This is a genomic window from Candidatus Pantoea communis (genome assembly GCF_011752685.1).
GTDB lineage: Bacteria > Pseudomonadota > Gammaproteobacteria > Enterobacterales > Enterobacteriaceae > Pantoea > Pantoea communis.
Window position 1 is genome coordinate 141,863 of sequence record NZ_VWXC01000002.1, and the last position, 17,991, is coordinate 159,853.

Here is a 17,991-nt window from a genome sequence, read left to right on the forward strand (position 1 = left end):
TGGCGACCCTTTTCACATCTGCACCATCCTCTACCACAGGACATTCCCCTTGACCGATTTCGAACACTACTACCAACGCATTCGTCGCCAGCAAAAGCGCGACACCGTGCTCTGGTCGCTGCTGTTGGTGGCGCTCTACCTCGCTGCGGGCAAGATGGCGGAATTCAATCTGGTCACCGTCTGGCAATCACTGCCACACTTTTTCGATTACATCGGCGAAACCGTGCCGGTGTTGCGTCTGCCCGTGCTGTTCTCCGATGGGAAAACCGAGGGCTCGCTGGCCTACTGGGGCTACCGTCTGCATTTCCAGTTGCCGCTGATCTGGGAAACCCTGCAGCTGGCGCTGTCGTCGACCATTGTGGCGGTGATGGTGGCTGGGGTACTGGCGTTTTTCGCTGCTGATAACACCCAGACGCCGCGCAGCGTCCGCATCGCGATCCGTGCTTTCGTCGCTTTCCTGCGCACCATGCCAGAACTGGCGTGGGCGGTGATGTTCGTGATGGCGTTTGGCATTGGGGCGATTCCCGGCTTCCTCGCACTGGCGCTGCATACCGTGGGCAGCCTGACCAAACTGTTTTATGAATCGATTGAAAGCGCTTCAGACAAACCGGTGCGCGGCCTCGCGGCATGTGGAGCGACCAAATTACAGCGCATGCGCTTCGCCTTCTGGCCGCAGGTGAAACCAACGTTTCTCTCTTACAGCTTTATGCGTCTGGAAGTGAACTTCCGATCTTCCACCATCCTCGGATTGGTGGGGGCGGGCGGTATCGGCCAGGAGCTGATGACCAATATCAAACTGGATCGCTACGATCAGGTGAGCATCACACTGCTGCTGATCATTGTGGTGGTGTCGCTGCTGGATACCGTATCCGGCTGGTTGCGTCGTCGCGTGGTGGAAGGGGAAATCAAATGATCGCATTAGCACCGGATGTGGCAAAGCTGAAGCAGGAACACCCTGCACTGTTCGCCGCACAGAACCGTTATCTGCGCCGCGTGGCTTTAGTCGCCCTCGCCGTGGTGCTCTATTACCTGTTCTTCTTTGAATTTTTCGGCATTGAGTGGAGCCGGTTCCTGATCGGTTGCCAGCAGCTGGGCCGTTACTTCCTGCGCATGTTTGTCTGGCAGGATTTTATCAACTGGCCGTTTGCTTATTACTTCTCCCAGATTGGCATCACGTTGGCGATTGTCTTCGCCGGGACGCTGACCGCTTCCATTATTGCGCTGCCGGTGTCTTTCCTTGCCGCCCGCAACGTGATGCACGATCCGATTGCCCGTCCGATTTCCTTAGTGGTGCGCCGTTTGCTCGACATCCTGCGCGGTGTCGATATGGCCATCTGGGGCCTGATCTTTGTGCGTGCGGTTGGCATGGGGCCGTTGGCGGGTGTGTTGGCGATTGTGGTACAGGACGTGGGCTTACTGGGCAAACTGTATGCGGAAGGGCATGAAGCGGTTGAGCGTTCGCCGAGCCGGGGTTTAGGTGCGGTGGGGGCCAATAGTCTGCAGAAACATCGCTTTGGCATCTTTACCCAATCCTTCCCGACCTTCCTGGCGTTAAGCCTGTACCAGATTGAATCCAATACCCGTTCGGCGGCGGTACTCGGCTTCGTTGGCGCAGGGGGCGTCGGCCTGGTTTATGCCGAGAACATGCGCCTGTGGAACTGGGATGTGGTGATGTTCCTGACCATCTTGTTGGTTGGCGTGGTGATGATCATGGATGTCATCTCCAGCAAACTGCGTAAGCGCTACATCACGGGGAAACCGTTGCCGCTGTGGCAGCCTGCCGTGCGCGATTAAGCCGTTCACTGCGTTGCCAGGCGCGCTCCAGCGCCTGCGCTAACTGTGCCTGTTGCCAGGGTTTTGCCAGCCGTTCACACAGTGGCAAAGTGACCTGGCTCTGGCGCAAATCCTGACCGCTGATCAGCAGGGTGGCCAGTTCTGGCCACTGCTGCTGTGCCTGGCGAATCACATCCGCCCCGTTTAACGCGCCGGGTAACATCAAATCACTGATCAACAACTCAATATCTGGCGTCTGCCGCAGCAGCGTGAGTGCGGATTCGCCATCGCCACACTCTAAAGTGAGGTAGCCGAGTTGATGCAGATGCTCACACAATGTCTGCCTGACGGCGGGTTCATCATCCAGCACCAACACCAGCCGGTCACTGCTGGCACCCGGCGTAAACTCGGGAAGAGTCGGCGCGGGCTGGACCGCTTCCGGTGCGCGCGGCAGCAACAGCCGCACAGTAGTGCCCTGGCCGGGGGCGGTTTCCACCTCGATCTGCCCGCCGGATTGACGCACAAATCCATATACCATCGACAACCCCAGTCCGCTGCCGCTGCCGGTCTCTTTGGTGGTGAAAAATGGCTCAAACACCTGTTCTCGCACCTCGGCTGACATGCCGCAGCCATGATCGATAACTTCAATGGTTACGCGATCGCGTTTACCATCCGCTTCCTGCATTCGCTGATTCCAGATGCGCAGGCGAATTTCTCCGCTCTGTTTCTCCATGGCATCACGTGCATTGACCACCAGATTCATCAGCGCATTTTCCAGTTGCCCGGCATCGATCCACGCGGGCCAGCCGGGGCGTTGCGCATCAACCACTAATTGCTGACCGGGCAACAGTGCATGCTGTAACAGTGAGTGCAGATTATCGACCAGCTCAATGACTGATACCGCACGCGGATAAAGCGACTGTTTACGTGAGAAGGCCAGCAGCCGCTGGGTAAGCTGCGCCGCGCGGTCGGCCGCCAGCCGCGCACGCTCAATCCGACTGGCTAGCGAACCAGAGGGGAGCTGGCCCACGGTAAGCGCCAGACTGCCAATAATCACGGCCAGCAGGTTGTTGAAGTCATGAGCGATGCCGCCGGTGAGTTGGCCCACCGCTTTCATTTTTTGGCTGTGCAGCAGCGCTTCTTCCAGCGCCTTACGTGTGGTGCGCTCCAGCACGGTATTGACCATGCCACGGCGTGGTACCGGGCTAAAGCGCAGTTCCAGCGTGCGGCCGTCGGGCAGGCGAACTTCCTGCGCATCCTGCAGGCTGGTGAGCTGCACATCCATTCGCTCTAGCAGACGTTGATAATGCAGGCCGCGATGCAGGTCGCGTGCCGTAATGCCGAGTAACTCGGCGTACTGCGCGTTCCACACCACCAGTTGCCCACTGTTATCGAACAGCGCAAAGCCATCGCGCATCGCGAGGAAAGTGGATTCCAGCTGATTGCTTTTCTCTTTTAACAGACGTGAAGTGTGGGCCAATGAAGCGGTATTGCGCGCAAACACGTTAAAAGCACGAGCCAGATCGCCTAACTCATCGCGCCTGGCTAAACCCGGCACATTGACGCTCTTCTCGCCCTGTGCCAGACGCGTCATGGCGTGGGCGATGGCGGTCAGGCTGGAACCGAGATTGCGATAGATGTAGTAACCCGCGTAACCGGTGATCAGCAGTGCCAGCAGCATAAACAGACCAATAAAACCGATGATGGAGTCCAGTTCCTGATGCGTGGCGGTACTGCGCGCATCGCTCTGCTGCGCCACCAGTTGCACATAATGAGTGATGTCGCCATTCAGCATCGCCACCAGCGCTTTGATGCGATAGGTCGCGTAGGCAATGGCGATATCGCTCTGCTCAAGCTGATCAGCGATGGGTTGTAAGCTGCGCGTGGTGTCGACCAATCGGTCACGCTGCATCGCCAGCGCATCCTGTAACGGTAGGGCGGACCAAATGGGCAGCACCTGCTGTAATTGCTTTTCAGCGGCTTGCGGTGCCGTGGACTGGATTGCCACCTTTAACAGGGCATCCGTTTGCTGGCGCAGCGGCAAAAAAGCGCCGTCGCTGGCAAGCACATCAATGCGATTCAGCAGCAGTTGCGCCTGCCACAGGCCACTTAACATCACGTTGCGTTGTAAGTGGCGTTGATGGCCAACACGCAGCAGCTGATTGATGCTCTGTTCCAGCATCTGGCTGCGTTCACGAATGCGCGCCAGCAGCGCGGGTTGCTGTGCGGCCAATGGCGCGTTCGCCAGCAGGGATAAGGACTGCTGCAAGGCTTGCTGCGTCTGCTGCAGACGAGCCGACTCGCTTTGATACTCCAGCGCACCCACCACCTGCGCCAGTCGTACGGCGGCGGTGGCCACGTTGGCAGTATCCCGCGCCAGCGCCAGGCTGCCGTTCATATCCGCCAGGGTTTGCGCCTGTGCCTGCTCCTGAATGTGACCGGCGTGGCGAAATCCAAAAATAGCCACCAGGCTCACCGCCAGCGTGACACTCACCACTAACAGGTTAAACAGCAGCAGGCGACCCCGCGCGCCAGCATGCCAGTGCAGACTCTGACTCATTGCGGTCACTCCTTACCTCTCAGCTCCCGGCGAGTATAGAAGCGTGACCGGGGCGCAATATGACAAATATGAATGGCCGCTGACATTTTCCATTTATCTGGCGTTGCAACACTCGGCGACAACTTCAGAAAGCAGGAGCCAGGCGATGGCGGCGACACCGATATTAGAAATGCGCGAAATCACCCGACGCTTCGGCAGTTTCTACGCGTTAAAGGGCGTGGATCTGACCGTGTGGCCGGGTGAAGTCCATGCGCTGATGGGTGAAAACGGTGCCGGGAAAAGTACGCTGATGAAGATTCTGGCCGGTGCTTATACCGCCAGCAGCGGGGAAATTCTTATCGACGGTAAACCCTACGCCATCAAAGGCCCAAAAGAGGCGCTGGCAGCAGGCATCACGCTGATTTATCAGGAAATCAATCTGGCGCCCAATCTGACCGTGGCAGAGAACATCTTTCTCGGCAGCGAGATCACGCGCGGTGGGCTGGTGAAACGGCGGCAGATGGCGGAAGAGGCACAGCAGGTGATTAATCGTCTGGGTGCCCAATTCAGTGCCAACGATCTGGTGAGCAAACTCAGTATCGCTGAGCAGCAGCAGGTGGAGATTGCCCGCGCGCTGCACCGCAACAGCCGCATTCTGGTGATGGATGAACCCACGGCAGCACTCTCCAATCGCGAAACCGAACAGCTGTTTGCGCTGATTAAACGCCTGCGCAGCGAAGGCATGGCGATCATTTACATTAGCCATCGCATGGCCGAAGTGTATGCGCTTTCGGATCGCGTCAGCGTGCTGCGTGATGGGCAGTATGTTGGCAGCCTGACGCGCGATCAGCTTAATGCCAGTGAACTGGTGCGCATGATGGTTGGCCGTCCGCTGAGCGATCTGTTCAATAAAGACCGCAACATTCCCTTCGGCGAGGTCCGTCTCGCCGTCAATCACCTGACCGATAACCGCAAACTCCATCCCAGTAGTCTCTCGGTGCGTGCCGGGGAGATTGTCGGATTGGCGGGATTGGTTGGTGCCGGACGCAGTGAGTTGGCGCAGCTGATTTTTGGCGTGCATCAACCCAGGGGAGGCGAAATCTGGATCGATGGCGAGAAAGTCAAAATTCATTCGCCGCGAGATGCCATCGCACGTGGTATTGGCTTCCTCACCGAGAACCGTAAAGAACAGGGGCTGTTCCTGGAAATGGCCGCACAGGAAAACATCGTGATGGCGACGCTGGAACGCGATGCCAGCTACGGCCTGCTTAATCGGCGTAAAGGGCAAAAGATTGCCGGTGATGCCATCGAATCACTCAACATTCGTGTGCCGCACGCCCAGGTACGAGCCGGGGGGCTATCGGGCGGTAATCAACAGAAACTGCTGATCTCACGCTGGGTAGCGATTGCACCACGCATTCTGCTGCTAGATGAGCCCACACGCGGCGTGGACGTCGGCGCCAAGAGTGAAATCTACCGCATGATGAACCAGATGGCGCAACAGGGCGTGGCGATTTTGATGATCTCCAGCGAACTGCCGGAGGTGGTCGGGATGAGTGACCGCGTGTATGTGATGCGTGAGGGCAGTATTGCCGGAGAGTTGAGCGGCGCTGAGATTAGCCAGGAAAACATTATGACACTGGCCACCGGCGCGCAGCCGGTACAGGCCTGAGGAGACCACAATGACCAGTGAAACTGCTCGCGTAAAAAGTCCAACGCTTAAACGCGCCTTGATGAGCGACCTGCTGCAAACGGTAGGGATTTTGCCGATTTTGATCCTGATTGTGGCGGTATTTGGTTTTGTTGCGCCGAACTTTTTTACCGAAGCTAACCTGCTGAATATTACCCGTCAGGCTTCGATCAATATCGTGCTGGCGGCGGGGATGACCTTTGTGATCCTCACCGGCGGGATCGATCTGTCAGTGGGCTCGATGCTGGGCACCACGGCGGTCGTGGCGATGGTGGTGTCGCTGGATCCCGCCTTTGCGGGCCTGACCATCCCGGCGGCGCTCGGCGCAGGGCTGATTATGGGCCTGTTCAACGGACTGTTGGTGGCATGGGCTGGCTTACCGCCCTTTATCGTGACGCTCGGCACCTATACCGCCTTGCGCGGAGCGGCTTATTTGCTGGCGAATGGCACTACCGTCATCAACTCTGACATCAATTTCGAGTGGATAGGCAACGGTTATCTCGGGCCGATTCCCTGGCTGATCATTATTGCCTTTGCCGTCATCGCGCTGTGCTGGTTCATTCTGCGCCGTACCACCCTGGGTGTGCACATCTACGCCGTGGGCGGCAACGTGCAGGCGGCGCGCCTCACCGGGATCAAGGTCGGCATGGTGCTGGTGTTTGTCTATGCCATGAGCGGCATGTTGTCGGGATTAGGCGGATTGATGAGCGCCTCACGCCTCTACAGCGCCAACGGCAACCTGGGTGTGGGGTACGAGTTAGATGCAATCGCCGCGGTGATTCTGGGCGGCACCAGTTTTGTCGGCGGTATCGGCACCATTACCGGCACGCTCATTGGTGCGCTGATAATCGCCACGCTGAACAACGGCATGACGCTGATGGGCGTTTCTTACTTCTGGCAGTTGGTCATTAAGGGCGCTGTGATCATCATTGCCGTACTCATCGATAAGTACCGCACACGTCATCACGTGGGTTAAGGGTGTATTTGCAACAGGCTGTCACACAACGGCGATCTGCTGGATCGCCAACATAATCAAAAAAGCAGGAGAACATCGACTATGCGTTTTAATCCGATTCTGACCGGACTGCTGGCGGCGACGTTGTTGAGTGCGCCACTGGTGCAGGCAAAAGAACTCAAATCCATTGGTGTCACCGTCGGCGATCTCGCCAACCCGTTCTTCGTGCAGATCACTAAAGGTGCTGAGCTGAAGGCGCGTGAACTGGCCGGCGACAAGGTCAATGTGACGCTGGTCTCCAGCGGTTACGATCTTGGTCAGCAGGTGGCGCAGATAGATAACTTCATCGCCGCCAAAGTGGACATGATCATCCTTAACGCCGCGGATTCCAAAGGCATCGCTCCCGCGGTGAAACGTGCGCGTGATGCAGGCATCGTGGTGGTGGCGGTCGACGTGGCGGCTGACGGTGCCAATGCCACCATTACCTCCGATAACACCCAGGCAGGAGCGATGGCCTGTAAATACATCTCTGATCGCCTGAAAGATAAAGGCAACGTGGTGATCATCAACGGACCACCGGTGTCAGCAGTGCAAAACCGGGTTGAAGGCTGTATGAACGAGCTGAAAACTCATCCCGATATCAAACTGCTCTCCTATAACCAGAACGCCAAGGGCAGTCGCGATGGTGGCCTGGAAGTGATGACCGGACTGCTGTCTGCCAATCCGAAGATCGATGCGGTGTTTGCGATTAACGACCCAACGGCGATTGGTGCCGATTTGGCTGCCAAGCAAGCCCAGCGCAGTGAGTTCTTTATTGTCGGCGTCGATGGTTCGCCAGACGGCGAAGAAGCCCTGAAACGTAAAGGCTCGCTGTTTGTCGCCACCCCAGCGCAAGACCCGCAGGTGATGGCAGCCAAAGCGGTGGAGATTGGCTACGACATCCTGCAGGGCAAACCCGCACCTGACAAACCGGTGCTGATTCCGGTCACGATGATCGATCGCAATACTGTCAGCAGCTACAAAGGCTGGACGGTGAAATAACGTTGATTTCTTGAGGCGGTCTCTGGGCCGCCCACATTGGGAGCGGAGTTATGCATCGATCCGAAGTGAACGCCATTCTGCAACTCACCCGCGAATTCTTTATGCGACAGGATGTGCACCTGCCGCCCTGGGCCGACTATGGCCTTAGCCAATGGCGTGCGCTGGATAAACGCCGCGCCGAAGAGCTGCTGGCGCTGCATCTGGGCTGGGATGTCACCAGTTTCGGGGCTGATGATTTCTCTCAGACTGGCTTAACCCTGTTTACTCTGCGCAACGGGTCGCGCGGCGGTCAGCCGTGGGGAAAACCTTACGCTGAAAAAATCATGCACGTGCGGGAAGGGCAGGTGACGCCGATGCACTACCATCCACAAAAGATGGAAGACATCATCAACCGCGGCGGCGGAAATCTGATCGTGACTTTGCATAACCGCGCGGGCGACCGGCTTGATGATTCACCGGTTAACGTCACGTTGGATGGCATCCGCCAGACTCACGCGGCGGGATCGCAACTGCGTCTCTCTCCTGGCGAGAGCGTCACCTTGCTGCCTGGGATCTGGCACAGTTTCTGGGGCGAAGAGGGCTATGGCGATGTGCTGGTTGGCGAAGTCTCGATGCCCAACGATGACGAGCATGACAACGTCTTTCTCACACCGCTGGCGCGCTTTAATCCGATTGATGAGGATGAAGATCCGCGCTGGCTGTTGTGCAACGAATATCACCGCTGGCTGGCATAAAGGAGTTCACGATGGCACTGATTTCACTGGCGCAAGGCCTGGCCCACGCGCAGCAACATCAATACGCGCTCGGCGCATTCAACGTACTGGATACCCATTTTCTGCGTGCGCTGTTCCAGGCGGCTGAGCAACAACGGTCGCCTTTTATCATCAACATCGCGGAAGTGCATTTTAAGTATGTCAGCCTCGAGCATCTGATTGCGGCGATTCGCACAGAAGCCGCACTGCACGATATTCCGGTAGTGCTCAATCTCGACCATGGTTTGCACTTTGAGGCGGTGATGCAGGCGATTCGCCTCGGATTTACTTCGGTGATGTTTGATGGCTCAACTCTCAGTTATGAAGAGAATGTGCGCCAGACCCGCGAAGTGGTGAAGATGTGCCACGCCATTGGCGTTTCGGTTGAAGCGGAACTGGGCGCGGTGGGCGGTGATGAAGGTGGGGCGCTGTTTGGTGAGGCCGACAGCAACAAATTCACCGATCCTGCTCTGGCGGCGGAGTTTGTCCAGTCAACCGGGATCGATTGTCTCGCCGTAGCGATTGGCAACGCGCACGGCAAATACAAAGGTGAGCCGAAGCTCGACTTTGAGCGTCTGGCGGCAATTCGCTCGGCGGCAGGCATTCCTTTGGTGCTGCATGGCGGTTCAGGGATCAGTGATGCCGATTTCCGCCACGCCATCAGTTTGGGCATTCATAAAATCAATTTCTATACCGGCATGTCACAAGCCGCACTAGGCGCGATAGAAAAGCAAATTACTCAGCGTGATGCGCGCTACGACTCGTTTGCTGAACTGCTGATGGCGGTAGAACACGATATTGCCAATGTGGTGGCGCAGCAGATGCAGGTGTTTGGCAGCGCCGGGAGGGCCTGACATGGTGCAACGCAACGGTATTCTCGGTGCGGGCAGTATGCTGGTGGATCATGTACAACGTATCACGCATTGGCCAGAACAAGGCTGGTTAGCGGAGATCACCCACAGTGAGAAGTGCAGCGGAGGCGCTGCACTGAATGTGCTGTTCACCCTGGCGCGCATGCAGGTCAATTTGCCGCTGGCCGGTGTCGGCATGGTGGGCGGGGACAATGACGGTGATTACATCGTGCAGTTGCTGGACGATCATCAGATTGATCGTCAGTTTGTACAACGCACGCGCAATGTCAGCACGGCGATGACACAAGTGATGACCACGCCCGATGGTCAACGCACGTTTTTCCATGCCCGCGGCGCCAATGCCGAACTGGATTTGCCCCATTTTGCTGAAGTTGTCACTTCACATCGTATATTTCATCTCGGCTATTTGTTGTTGCTGGATAGTCTCGACCAGCCTGATGAGATTTTTGGTACGCGCAGCGCGCATCTGCTGGCACAAATGCAGCAACGGGGTTACCTCACTTCGCTGGATTTGGTGTCGCTAACCGGGGAGTATCGCCCGTTGGTGGTGCCGGCGTTACGCTGGCTCGATTATCTGGTGATTAATGAACTGGAGGCGCAGTCACTCACTGGCGTGACGCTGCGCAGCGCTTCGGGGCTGGCAGCACCCAGCGCGTTTGCCGAGGCCGCCGCCTGGTTACTGGAACAGGGCGTGCGCCAACGCGTGGTGATCCATGCCCCTGAAGGTGCCTGGGGACAAGAGAGCAGGGGTGAAGCAGGGTGGCAGCCGGCGTGGTGCCTGAAACCAGAGGAGATTGAGGGCAGCGTTGGGGCGGGAGATGCGTTTTGTGCTGGGGTGTTATATGCCAGTCATGAAGGTTGGCCCCTGCTGGAGACATTGAAGCTGGCACATACCTGCGCTTGTTTCAATTTGCATGCAGCGAATGCGCTGGACGGCACGCGGCCATTGGCCGAGATGCAGCGCTGGATGAATCAGGCAATCTGTGTTTCACGCGCGGCTGAAGCCGGACGCAATACATCAGCGGAAAATACGTAACCGAGGCCACGGATGGTGCGGATAAGGCTGGGTTGGTGTGGATTGGCTTCGATTTTCCGCCGCAGTCGCATGATGAGCACGTCTATGGTGCGGTCGAACACCTCAAGACTCTCATTGTGAGTCAGTTCCAGCAGTTGATCGCGCGTCAGCACTTTGCGTGCGTGACCCACCAGGGCGCGCAACAGGGTATATTCGCCTTGAGTGAGGGCGACACTTTCGCGCTGAGGATTAAACAACTGACAACGCGCATCATCCAGCCGCCAGCCATTGAATTGCCATCCTTCATCCTGCTGTGCATCAGCTTGTGTCAAACGTCCACAGCGGCGCAGTGCTGCACGCGCGCGCGCGACAACCACCCGAGGATTAAAGGGTTTGGCGATGTAATCATCCGCACCCATCTCTAATCCCACCACCATATCTGCTTCCGACCCCATCCCGGTCAGCATGATGACCAACAGGTCCGGCCGCTGCCGCTGCATCTGTTGCAGCACCAGTAAGCCGTTGGTGTCCGGTAGCATCATGTCCAGCATCACCAGGGAGATCTCGGGATGCAGGCTGAGCAGCGCAAGGGCATCTTTGCCCTGATGGCAGCTGTAGACGGTAAACACATGTTCACTCAAAACATCGTGCAGCAATTCACACACGGCACGATCATCATCAACGACCAAAATCGCGGGCTTCATTGCGCTGTCTCTTATGTTGCGAAAGGGTTAAAAGCAGTGTAACCCGATGTTTTTGAGCTGCTGTCCTGTGCTGCAGAAACGTGAGCGCCATCGCTGAGCAGTGTGCGAAAGCGTGCGTTGCCGCAATCTTTTTCCTCCGGAAGGCAGTAGAAGGGAAAACGATTGCGCAGCCATGGTGCAATGCACCATAATCGCGCCCTGTTCGGGTTCAGAATTATCCTAACCGTAACCGCATTTTGAAACGTAAACGATTGCGTACGGTGATGGCATAGCTATTGCTATGTGGACAGGGGAAAGCGGAAGGTGTGTCTGCCTTGGGTCCAGCGTGTGTCGCTTTCATCAATACAATAATTAGTTTGTTAACCACATTGGCAAGAGAGAACGTGCACCCGTGCCGTCTCCGCTCATGAGAGATGATGATGTTAGAAAAACTCTTCAAACTTAAAGCGCACAACACCACCGTGCGCACCGAAATCATTGCGGGTATCACTACCTTCCTGGCCATGGCCTACATTCTGTTTGTTAACCCGAGCATTCTCGGTGCGACCGGCATGGATAAAGGTGCGGTCTTTGTGGCGACCTGCTTAGCGGCGGCAATTGGCTGTGTGCTGATGGGGCTGATCGCCAACTATCCCATCGCGCTGGCACCGGGCATGGGGCTCAATGCTTTCTTCACTTATACCGTTGTGCTGCACATGGGCTACACCTGGCAGATCGCACTCGGCGCGGTGTTCCTGTCAGCGGTGATCTTCTTTGCGCTGTCAATTTTCAAAATTCGTGAGTGGATTATTGCCAGTATTCCGCTGCCTCTGCGCGCGGGTATCGCTGCCGGTATCGGCTTGTTCCTGGCACTGATTGCGCTGGAAGGCGCGGGCATCGTGGTGGATAACCCGGCTACACTGGTTGGCCTGGGCGATCTGACCAAACCGGGTCCGCTGCTGGCACTGTTAGGCTTCTTCATCATTGTGGCATTGGAAGCGCGTCGCGTGACCGGCGCAGTGTTGATCGGCATCCTGGTCGTGACCTTTATCTCGATGGGCATTGGTCTGACGCCATTTGGTGGCGTGTTCTCAGCACCCCCTTCTATTGCACCCACCTTTATGCAACTGGATATCGCCGGTGCATTTAACGTGGGTCTGGTGAGCGTTATCTTCGCCTTCCTGTTTGTGGATGTGTTCGATAACACCGGTACGCTGCTGGGCGTGACCAAGCGTGCGGGTCTGGCGGATGAGCAGGGTAATGTGCCGAAAATGGGCCGTGCGTTAATCGCTGACAGTGCGGCTGCGCTGTTTGGTTCACTGCTGGGTACCTCAACGACCACCAGCTATGTTGAATCGGCTGCGGGTGTCAGTGCTGGTGGTCGTACTGGTTTGACAGCGATTGTCGTCGCTGTGCTTTTTCTGCTGAGCCTGTTCTTCTCGCCGCTGGCGGGTAGCGTCCCGGTTTACGCCACCGCACCGGCATTACTGTTTGTGGCGGTGTTGATGGCATCTGGTTTGGCCGAAATTGACTGGAAAGACATCACCACGGCTGCGCCAGTGACCGTCACCGCGCTGACCATGCCTTTGACTTACTCCATCGCCAACGGTATCGCCTTCGGTTTCATTACCTGGACCGTGGTAAAACTGCTGAGTGGTCGTACGAAAGAGATCAATGCTGCACTGGTGATTCTCTCGATTCTGTTCGTCATCAAACTGGGCTGGCTGAGCGCTTAAGTTTTGGGTTTCCGGAAGCCCGCTCGGGCTTCCGTGTTTTCTGTTTCATCCCCACCAATATTTTATGTGCCATCTCTCGCAATCCCTCACTGTGACTGCTTTTGTTATTTCTCTGCCAGTTTTAGCCTGTGCGACGTATTGATGCCTGCCTGAACTTTTTTGCCGCGAATGGCGGGTTCGTGGAATGTTTAATCGGCTCGAATCTGTTTCACTACGCTGCAAGGTGAAGAGATAGCCGGGACTCTCTGGAGGTTTGTAATGGAATACGCCATGCGTACTGCCCCGTTTCTTCCACCACTTATCTATGTCGTCAGGAATATCGGAGATTCAAAAATGGAAGAGTTAACTCAACGAGTCGGGTTACTGGAAAAAACTACGCATCAAATTCAACAGGATGTTGCCGTCCTGACCGCGCGATCCGAGAATTTTGCGACTAAGGCCGATATCGGCACGCTGCGTACCGAATTGCTGGGAGAAATGGGAAAGTCGGAAAAGCGTACCGATGGTAAGTTCGAAAAGATGGCGCTGCACTTCGACGATAAACTGGGGACTATGGCGCTGAATTTCGACGATAAGTTGGGAAAAATGGCGCTGCACTTCGACGATAAACTGGGGACTATGGCGCTGAATTTCGACGATAAGTTGGGAAAAATGGCGCTTCACTTTGACGATAAACTGGAAAGGTTGGAAGTGCGCATCGACGACAAGTTGGACAAAATGGAACTGCGCATCGACGACAAGCTAGACAAAATGGAACTGCGCATCGACGACAAGCTAGACAAAATGGAACAACGCATCGATGTGAAGTTTGAACGCCTGGATGAAAAATTTGAGAAGAAGTTTGTCAGGATCGATGAGAAGTTTGAAAAACTCAATGTGAAATTTGAAAAGCTGAATGACCGACTCACCTGGTCCATTATGGTGCCCGCTATTCTGGCTGTGCTGGCCTGGTTTGTGAAAGACCTATTGGTTAAAGTTTGATCTGAAATCCAATGTAACTCCGGTCCCATTGGGACCGGAGTTAAACCTTTACCTGAAAGGGGGTTCATTAAAGGTGCGCAACTTCCTTGAATGCAACTTATCGCCCTCAGCACGCAGCAGTTCTACCGCACAAATGCCAATCTGCAGATGCTCAGAAATAGCCCCCTCATAGAAACGATTCGCCTGGCCCGGCAATTTAATCTCGCCGTGCAGTGGCTTATCCGAGACGCACAGTAAGGTGCCGTAAGGTACACGGAAGCGATAGCCTTGCGCGGCAATCGTGGCACTCTCCATGTCTACCGCCACCGCGCGGCTCAGGTTAAAGCGCAGTGCAGAAGCGGAGTAACGCAACTCCCAGTTACGGTCATCTGTGGTCACTACCGTACCGGTGCGCAGACGCTGTTTCACCTCTTCTCCCGGCATGCCGCTCACGGCTTTGGTGGCGTCATAGAGCGCGCGCTGCACTTCAGCAATGCTTGGGATAGGAATGTCCGGCGGCAGCACACTATCCAGTACATGATCGTCACGCAAATATGCATGCGCCAGCACGTAATCACCGATGGTCTGGCTTTCACGCAGGCCGCCGCAGTGACCAATCATCAGCCAGGCGTGTGGGCGAATGACTGCCAGATGATCGCAGATGGTTTTGGCATTGGACGGACCCACACCAATGTTCACAAGGGTGATGCCACGGCGATTCGGTGATGTCAGGTGCCAGGCCGGCATCTGGTGCTTCTTCCAGGCCAGATCAGACATCATTGCCGTGGGATCCTGGGTGTCAGCGGTGATCACCACATCGCCAGCACAGGCAAGGCTGTCATAGGGTGTGGAAGGATCCTGAACCTGCTCAATCGCCCAACGTACAAACTCATCGACATAGCGCGTGTAGTTAGTAAAGAGCACAAACGGCTGGAAATGCTCGACGGCTGTGCCGGTGTAGTGGCGTAAACGCGCCAGTGAGAAATCAGTGCGCAGTGCATCGAAGTGTGACAGCGGGAAAATGGCATTCGCATGGAACAGGCCATCTGCGGTTTCATCGCCAATCTGCGACAGTTCGGTGGTAGGGAAATGGCGCGCAATGCTGGCGCTCATCGAGCGATCCAGTGTCAGGCCATCAATGACGTACGGGTACGGAATCTCCTGCTGTGAAGGCACCACTTCAACCAGGACGTCGTACTCTTTCTCCAGCATCTGTAATTGCTCACTCAGGTAGTGACGCAACAGTGCCGGGCGGGTAATGGTGGTGCTGTAACTGCCGGTGTGGGTAAAACGTCCCCATGCACGAGTGCGGTTTTGCTGTGGGCCTTCACCCAGCCAGGTGATGCGCAGTTCCGGATAAACAAACAGACCTTTCTGTCGCGCATCTTCATCCGGCAGCGTGCCGGTTGTCGTGAAATCGCGAATCGCGTTGCGCAGTGCTTCCACTGCGCTTTCATACAGGCGCTCCAGTTCATCCAGTGCCTGCTGGCTACTCAATCCGTTCCGTTGCGTATTCATAGATTCTCCTTCAGGAAACGTGGACCGATTTGACCAGAGCATAGCGGATAAACACCCCAGCACGATGAATAATCTGTGATCGACCGCATTCTGCACCATCACGGTGCTGGTGTGCGGCTCAACTCTGGCTATGTTTATGATTAGCAGGGATGTCACCTCGCGCCTCGTCTGCCCTGGCGCGATGCCACTGCAAAAAGCTGCCACTGACCGTCTTCTTTGGCGAGTTTCTTGCTTGATCCTAAATCGTGGCCCTATCGGCTGCATAGAGTGCTGCAAAAGTTTCAGAAATTGATTTCTCCCAGGCCGTGGTATGGCTCCGTTCCTGACCCGTTGAGGATTGAAAGCATGTCTTTGAAATTCATGAAACACCCAGTGAAGGTGGTACTTGCAGGTTGTCTGAGCATGGCATTTTACGCTCAGGCGGATATCAAGATTGGTGTGGCAGGCCCGTTCTCTGGTCCAAATGCGACCTACGGGGCGCAATACTGGAAGGGTGCAAGTCAGGCTGCTGATGATATCAATGCCGCTGGCGGTATTAACGGCGAAAAAATTGTGCTGGTGCAGGGCGATGATGCCTGCGAACCCAAACAAGCAGTATCAGTAGCAAACCGACTCGTCGATCAGGACAAAGTGATGGCGGTGGTGGGCCACTTCTGTTCCTCCTCTACCATGCCCGCGTCAGAGGTGTATGACGAAGCTGGCGTGTTGGCGATCACCCCCGGATCCACCAACCCGCAAATCACCGAGCGCGGCATGAAAACCATGTTCCGCATGTGTGGCCGTGACGATCAGCAAGGCGCGATTGCGGCGGACTTCATTATCGACAAACTGAAAGCGAAAAAGGTGGCGGTAATCCATGACAAAGACACTTACGGTCAGGGGCTGGCCGATGCCACCAAAGCTGCGCTGGAAAAACGTGGCGTGAAAGAGGTGCTGTATGAAGGGCTTTCACGCGGTGAGAAAGACTTCAATGCGCTGGTCACCAAGATTGGCGCGGTGAAACCCGACGTGGTCTATTTCGGTGGTTGTCATCCAGAAGCCGGTCCGCTGGTGCGTCAAATGCGTGAGCAGGGTGTGAATTCCGCCTTCTTCTCCGGAGACTGCATCGTGACGGAAGAGATGGTGACAGCGGCAGGTGGCCCTCAATACACCAAAGGGGTTTACATGACCTTCGGTAATGACCCGCGCACCATTCCGGATGGCAAAGCGGTGATTGAGAAGTTCCGCGCCAGTGGCTTCGAACCGGAAGGTTACACCCTGTACGCTTACGCCTCTGTGCAGGCTATTGCGGCGGCTTACAAAGCGGCGGGTAAAGACAACGCCAAAGCCAGTGACTGGTTAAAAGCCAACAGCGTCGATACCGTGATGGGTAAAAAAGCCTGGGATGGCAAAGGCGATCTGAAAGTCTCGGATTATGTGGTTTATCAGTGGGATGACAAAGGCAAGTATCACCAACTGTAATTCGATACGCGGCCCCGCATCGCGGGGCCTTTCGCCATTGGGCGCGAGGTATGCGCTCCCTCTACGCGCGGGATGGATTTATGGACGCCTTTTTCTTACAGCAGCTGATTAACGGCCTGACGCTGGGCGCGGTGTATGGGTTGATCGCCATCGGTTACACCATGGTTTACGGCATTATCGGCATGATCAACTTCGCGCATGGCGAGGTGTATATGGTCTCTGCCTATTTGTGCGCAATAGGCTTAGCACTCCTGAGCTTCTTCGGTATTCACTCCTTTCCATTACTGATTTTCGGCACCTTGCTGTTCACCATTATTGTCACTGCGGCTTATGGCTGGGCCATCGAGCGTATTGCTTATCGACCCCTGCGTAACTCGACACGCCTTGCACCGTTGATTTCCGCCATCGGCATGTCGTTGATTCTGCAAAACTACGTGCAGCTTAGCCAGGGGCCCAACCAGCAGGGCATCCCGACGCTGCTCACGGGTGTGCTGCGCATGGAAGTGGATGGCGGCATTGTGCAAATCACCTGGACCAAAGTCTTTATTCTGATTGCCGCGTTCTGTGGCATGGCGCTGCTCACCTGGATCATTCAGTACACCAAACTTGGCCGCATCTGCCGTGCCGTTCAGCAGGATCGGCGCATGGCATCGATTCTCGGCATCAATACTGACCGCGTGATTTCGCTGGTGTTTGTCATCGGCGCAGCCATGGCCGGACTGGCGGGCGTGCTGGTGACCATGAACTACGGCACGTTTGATTTTTATGCGGGATTCATCATTGGTATCAAAGCCTTTACGGCGGCAGTACTGGGCGGTATCGGTTCTCTACCCGGTGCCATGCTCGGTGGACTGTTGCTTGGGGTAGCGGAAGCGCAGTTTGCGGGGCTGGTTAACTCTGACTACAAAGATGTGTTCTCGTTTTCGCTGCTGGTGGTGATTTTAATCTTCCGTCCGCAGGGACTGCTGGGTCGTCCGCTGGTCGCAAAAGTGTGAG

The 17,991-nt window shown here is 56.0% G+C and carries 15 protein-coding genes; 12 read left to right on the forward strand and 3 right to left on the reverse strand.

The window, feature by feature from the left end; all coding sequences use genetic code 11:
• The first annotated feature begins 49 nt into the window (after positions 1–49).
• Both phnE (F3J37_RS04725) and phnE (F3J37_RS04730) read left to right on the forward strand, forming a co-directional pair.
• Positions 50–913 (forward strand): phosphonate ABC transporter, permease protein PhnE, encoded by an 864-nt coding sequence (gene phnE, locus F3J37_RS04725; RefSeq protein ID WP_166932164.1) that lies wholly within the window; start codon positions 50–52, stop codon positions 911–913.
• On the forward strand, positions 910–1,794 hold the full coding sequence (gene phnE, locus F3J37_RS04730; RefSeq protein ID WP_160868100.1) for a phosphonate ABC transporter, permease protein PhnE: 885 nt from the start codon (positions 910–912) through the stop codon (positions 1,792–1,794). Before phnE (F3J37_RS04725) ends, phnE (F3J37_RS04730) begins: the two co-directional genes overlap by 4 nt.
• Here phnE (F3J37_RS04730) and F3J37_RS04735 read toward each other — a convergent pair.
• Entirely contained in the window at positions 1,748–4,333 is a 2,586-nt protein-coding gene (locus F3J37_RS04735) for an ATP-binding protein (RefSeq protein WP_166932166.1), read from the reverse strand. The two genes, phnE (F3J37_RS04730) and F3J37_RS04735, sit on opposite strands and share 47 nt — an antisense overlap.
• 145 nt (positions 4,334–4,478) lie before the next feature.
• Between F3J37_RS04735 and F3J37_RS04740 the strand changes: the two genes are divergently transcribed.
• From F3J37_RS04740 to F3J37_RS04765, 6 genes are all read left to right on the forward strand, one after another.
• On the forward strand, positions 4,479–5,984 hold the full coding sequence (locus F3J37_RS04740; protein WP_166932168.1) for a sugar ABC transporter ATP-binding protein: 1,506 nt from the start codon (positions 4,479–4,481) through the stop codon (positions 5,982–5,984).
• Between the two features lie 10 nt (positions 5,985–5,994).
• Positions 5,995–6,978, forward strand: a complete 984-nt coding sequence (locus tag F3J37_RS04745; protein ID WP_097116723.1) for an ABC transporter permease subunit — start codon at positions 5,995–5,997, stop codon at positions 6,976–6,978.
• Positions 6,979–7,059: 81 nt separating this feature from the next.
• Positions 7,060–7,998 carry an ABC transporter substrate-binding protein gene (locus tag F3J37_RS04750; protein ID WP_058962098.1) on the forward strand — a complete coding sequence of 313 codons (939 nt, stop codon included), beginning with the start codon at positions 7,060–7,062 and terminating at the stop codon, positions 7,996–7,998.
• Between the two features lie 50 nt (positions 7,999–8,048).
• Positions 8,049–8,732 carry a D-lyxose/D-mannose isomerase gene (locus F3J37_RS04755; RefSeq protein WP_166932170.1) on the forward strand — a complete coding sequence of 228 codons (684 nt, stop codon included), beginning with the start codon at positions 8,049–8,051 and terminating at the stop codon, positions 8,730–8,732.
• A gap of 11 nt (positions 8,733–8,743) precedes the next feature.
• Positions 8,744–9,604, forward strand: a complete 861-nt coding sequence (locus tag F3J37_RS04760) for a ketose 1,6-bisphosphate aldolase (RefSeq protein ID WP_166932172.1) — start codon at positions 8,744–8,746, stop codon at positions 9,602–9,604.
• Position 9,605: 1 nt separating this feature from the next.
• Positions 9,606–10,658, forward strand: coding sequence for a carbohydrate kinase family protein (locus tag F3J37_RS04765; RefSeq protein WP_166932174.1), 1,053 nt, complete (start codon positions 9,606–9,608; stop codon positions 10,656–10,658).
• Here F3J37_RS04765 and F3J37_RS04770 read toward each other — a convergent pair.
• A complete protein-coding gene (locus F3J37_RS04770) occupies positions 10,595–11,341 on the reverse strand; it encodes a response regulator (RefSeq protein ID WP_058959928.1) in 747 nt (248 codons plus the stop codon). The genes F3J37_RS04765 and F3J37_RS04770 overlap by 64 nt on opposite strands.
• Before the next feature lie 416 nt (positions 11,342–11,757).
• Between F3J37_RS04770 and F3J37_RS04775 the strand changes: the two genes are divergently transcribed.
• Together F3J37_RS04775 and F3J37_RS04780 are read left to right on the forward strand one after the other, a co-directional pair.
• Complete coding sequence (locus F3J37_RS04775) at positions 11,758–13,056, forward strand: NCS2 family permease (protein ID WP_211728366.1); 1,299 nt, start codon at positions 11,758–11,760, stop codon at positions 13,054–13,056.
• A 258-nt stretch (positions 13,057–13,314) separates the two neighbouring features.
• Positions 13,315–14,037: a hypothetical protein gene (locus tag F3J37_RS04780; protein ID WP_166932176.1), complete on the forward strand. Its 723-nt coding sequence runs from the start codon at positions 13,315–13,317 to the stop codon at positions 14,035–14,037.
• 48 nt (positions 14,038–14,085) lie between these two features.
• On the opposite strand, the gene F3J37_RS04785 is transcribed toward F3J37_RS04780, so the two are convergent.
• Positions 14,086–15,534, reverse strand: coding sequence for an AMP nucleosidase (locus tag F3J37_RS04785; protein ID WP_097116728.1), 1,449 nt, complete (start codon positions 15,532–15,534; stop codon positions 14,086–14,088).
• 402 nt (positions 15,535–15,936) lie between these two features.
• Between F3J37_RS04785 and F3J37_RS04790 the strand changes: the two genes are divergently transcribed.
• Complete coding sequence (locus F3J37_RS04790) at positions 15,937–16,995, forward strand: branched-chain amino acid ABC transporter substrate-binding protein (protein WP_166932366.1); 1,059 nt, start codon at positions 15,937–15,939, stop codon at positions 16,993–16,995.
• Positions 16,996–17,075: 80 nt separating this feature from the next.
• Positions 17,076–17,990, forward strand: a complete 915-nt coding sequence (locus F3J37_RS04795; RefSeq protein ID WP_160868108.1) for an ABC transporter permease subunit — start codon at positions 17,076–17,078, stop codon at positions 17,988–17,990.
• Position 17,991: the final 1 nt, after the last annotated feature.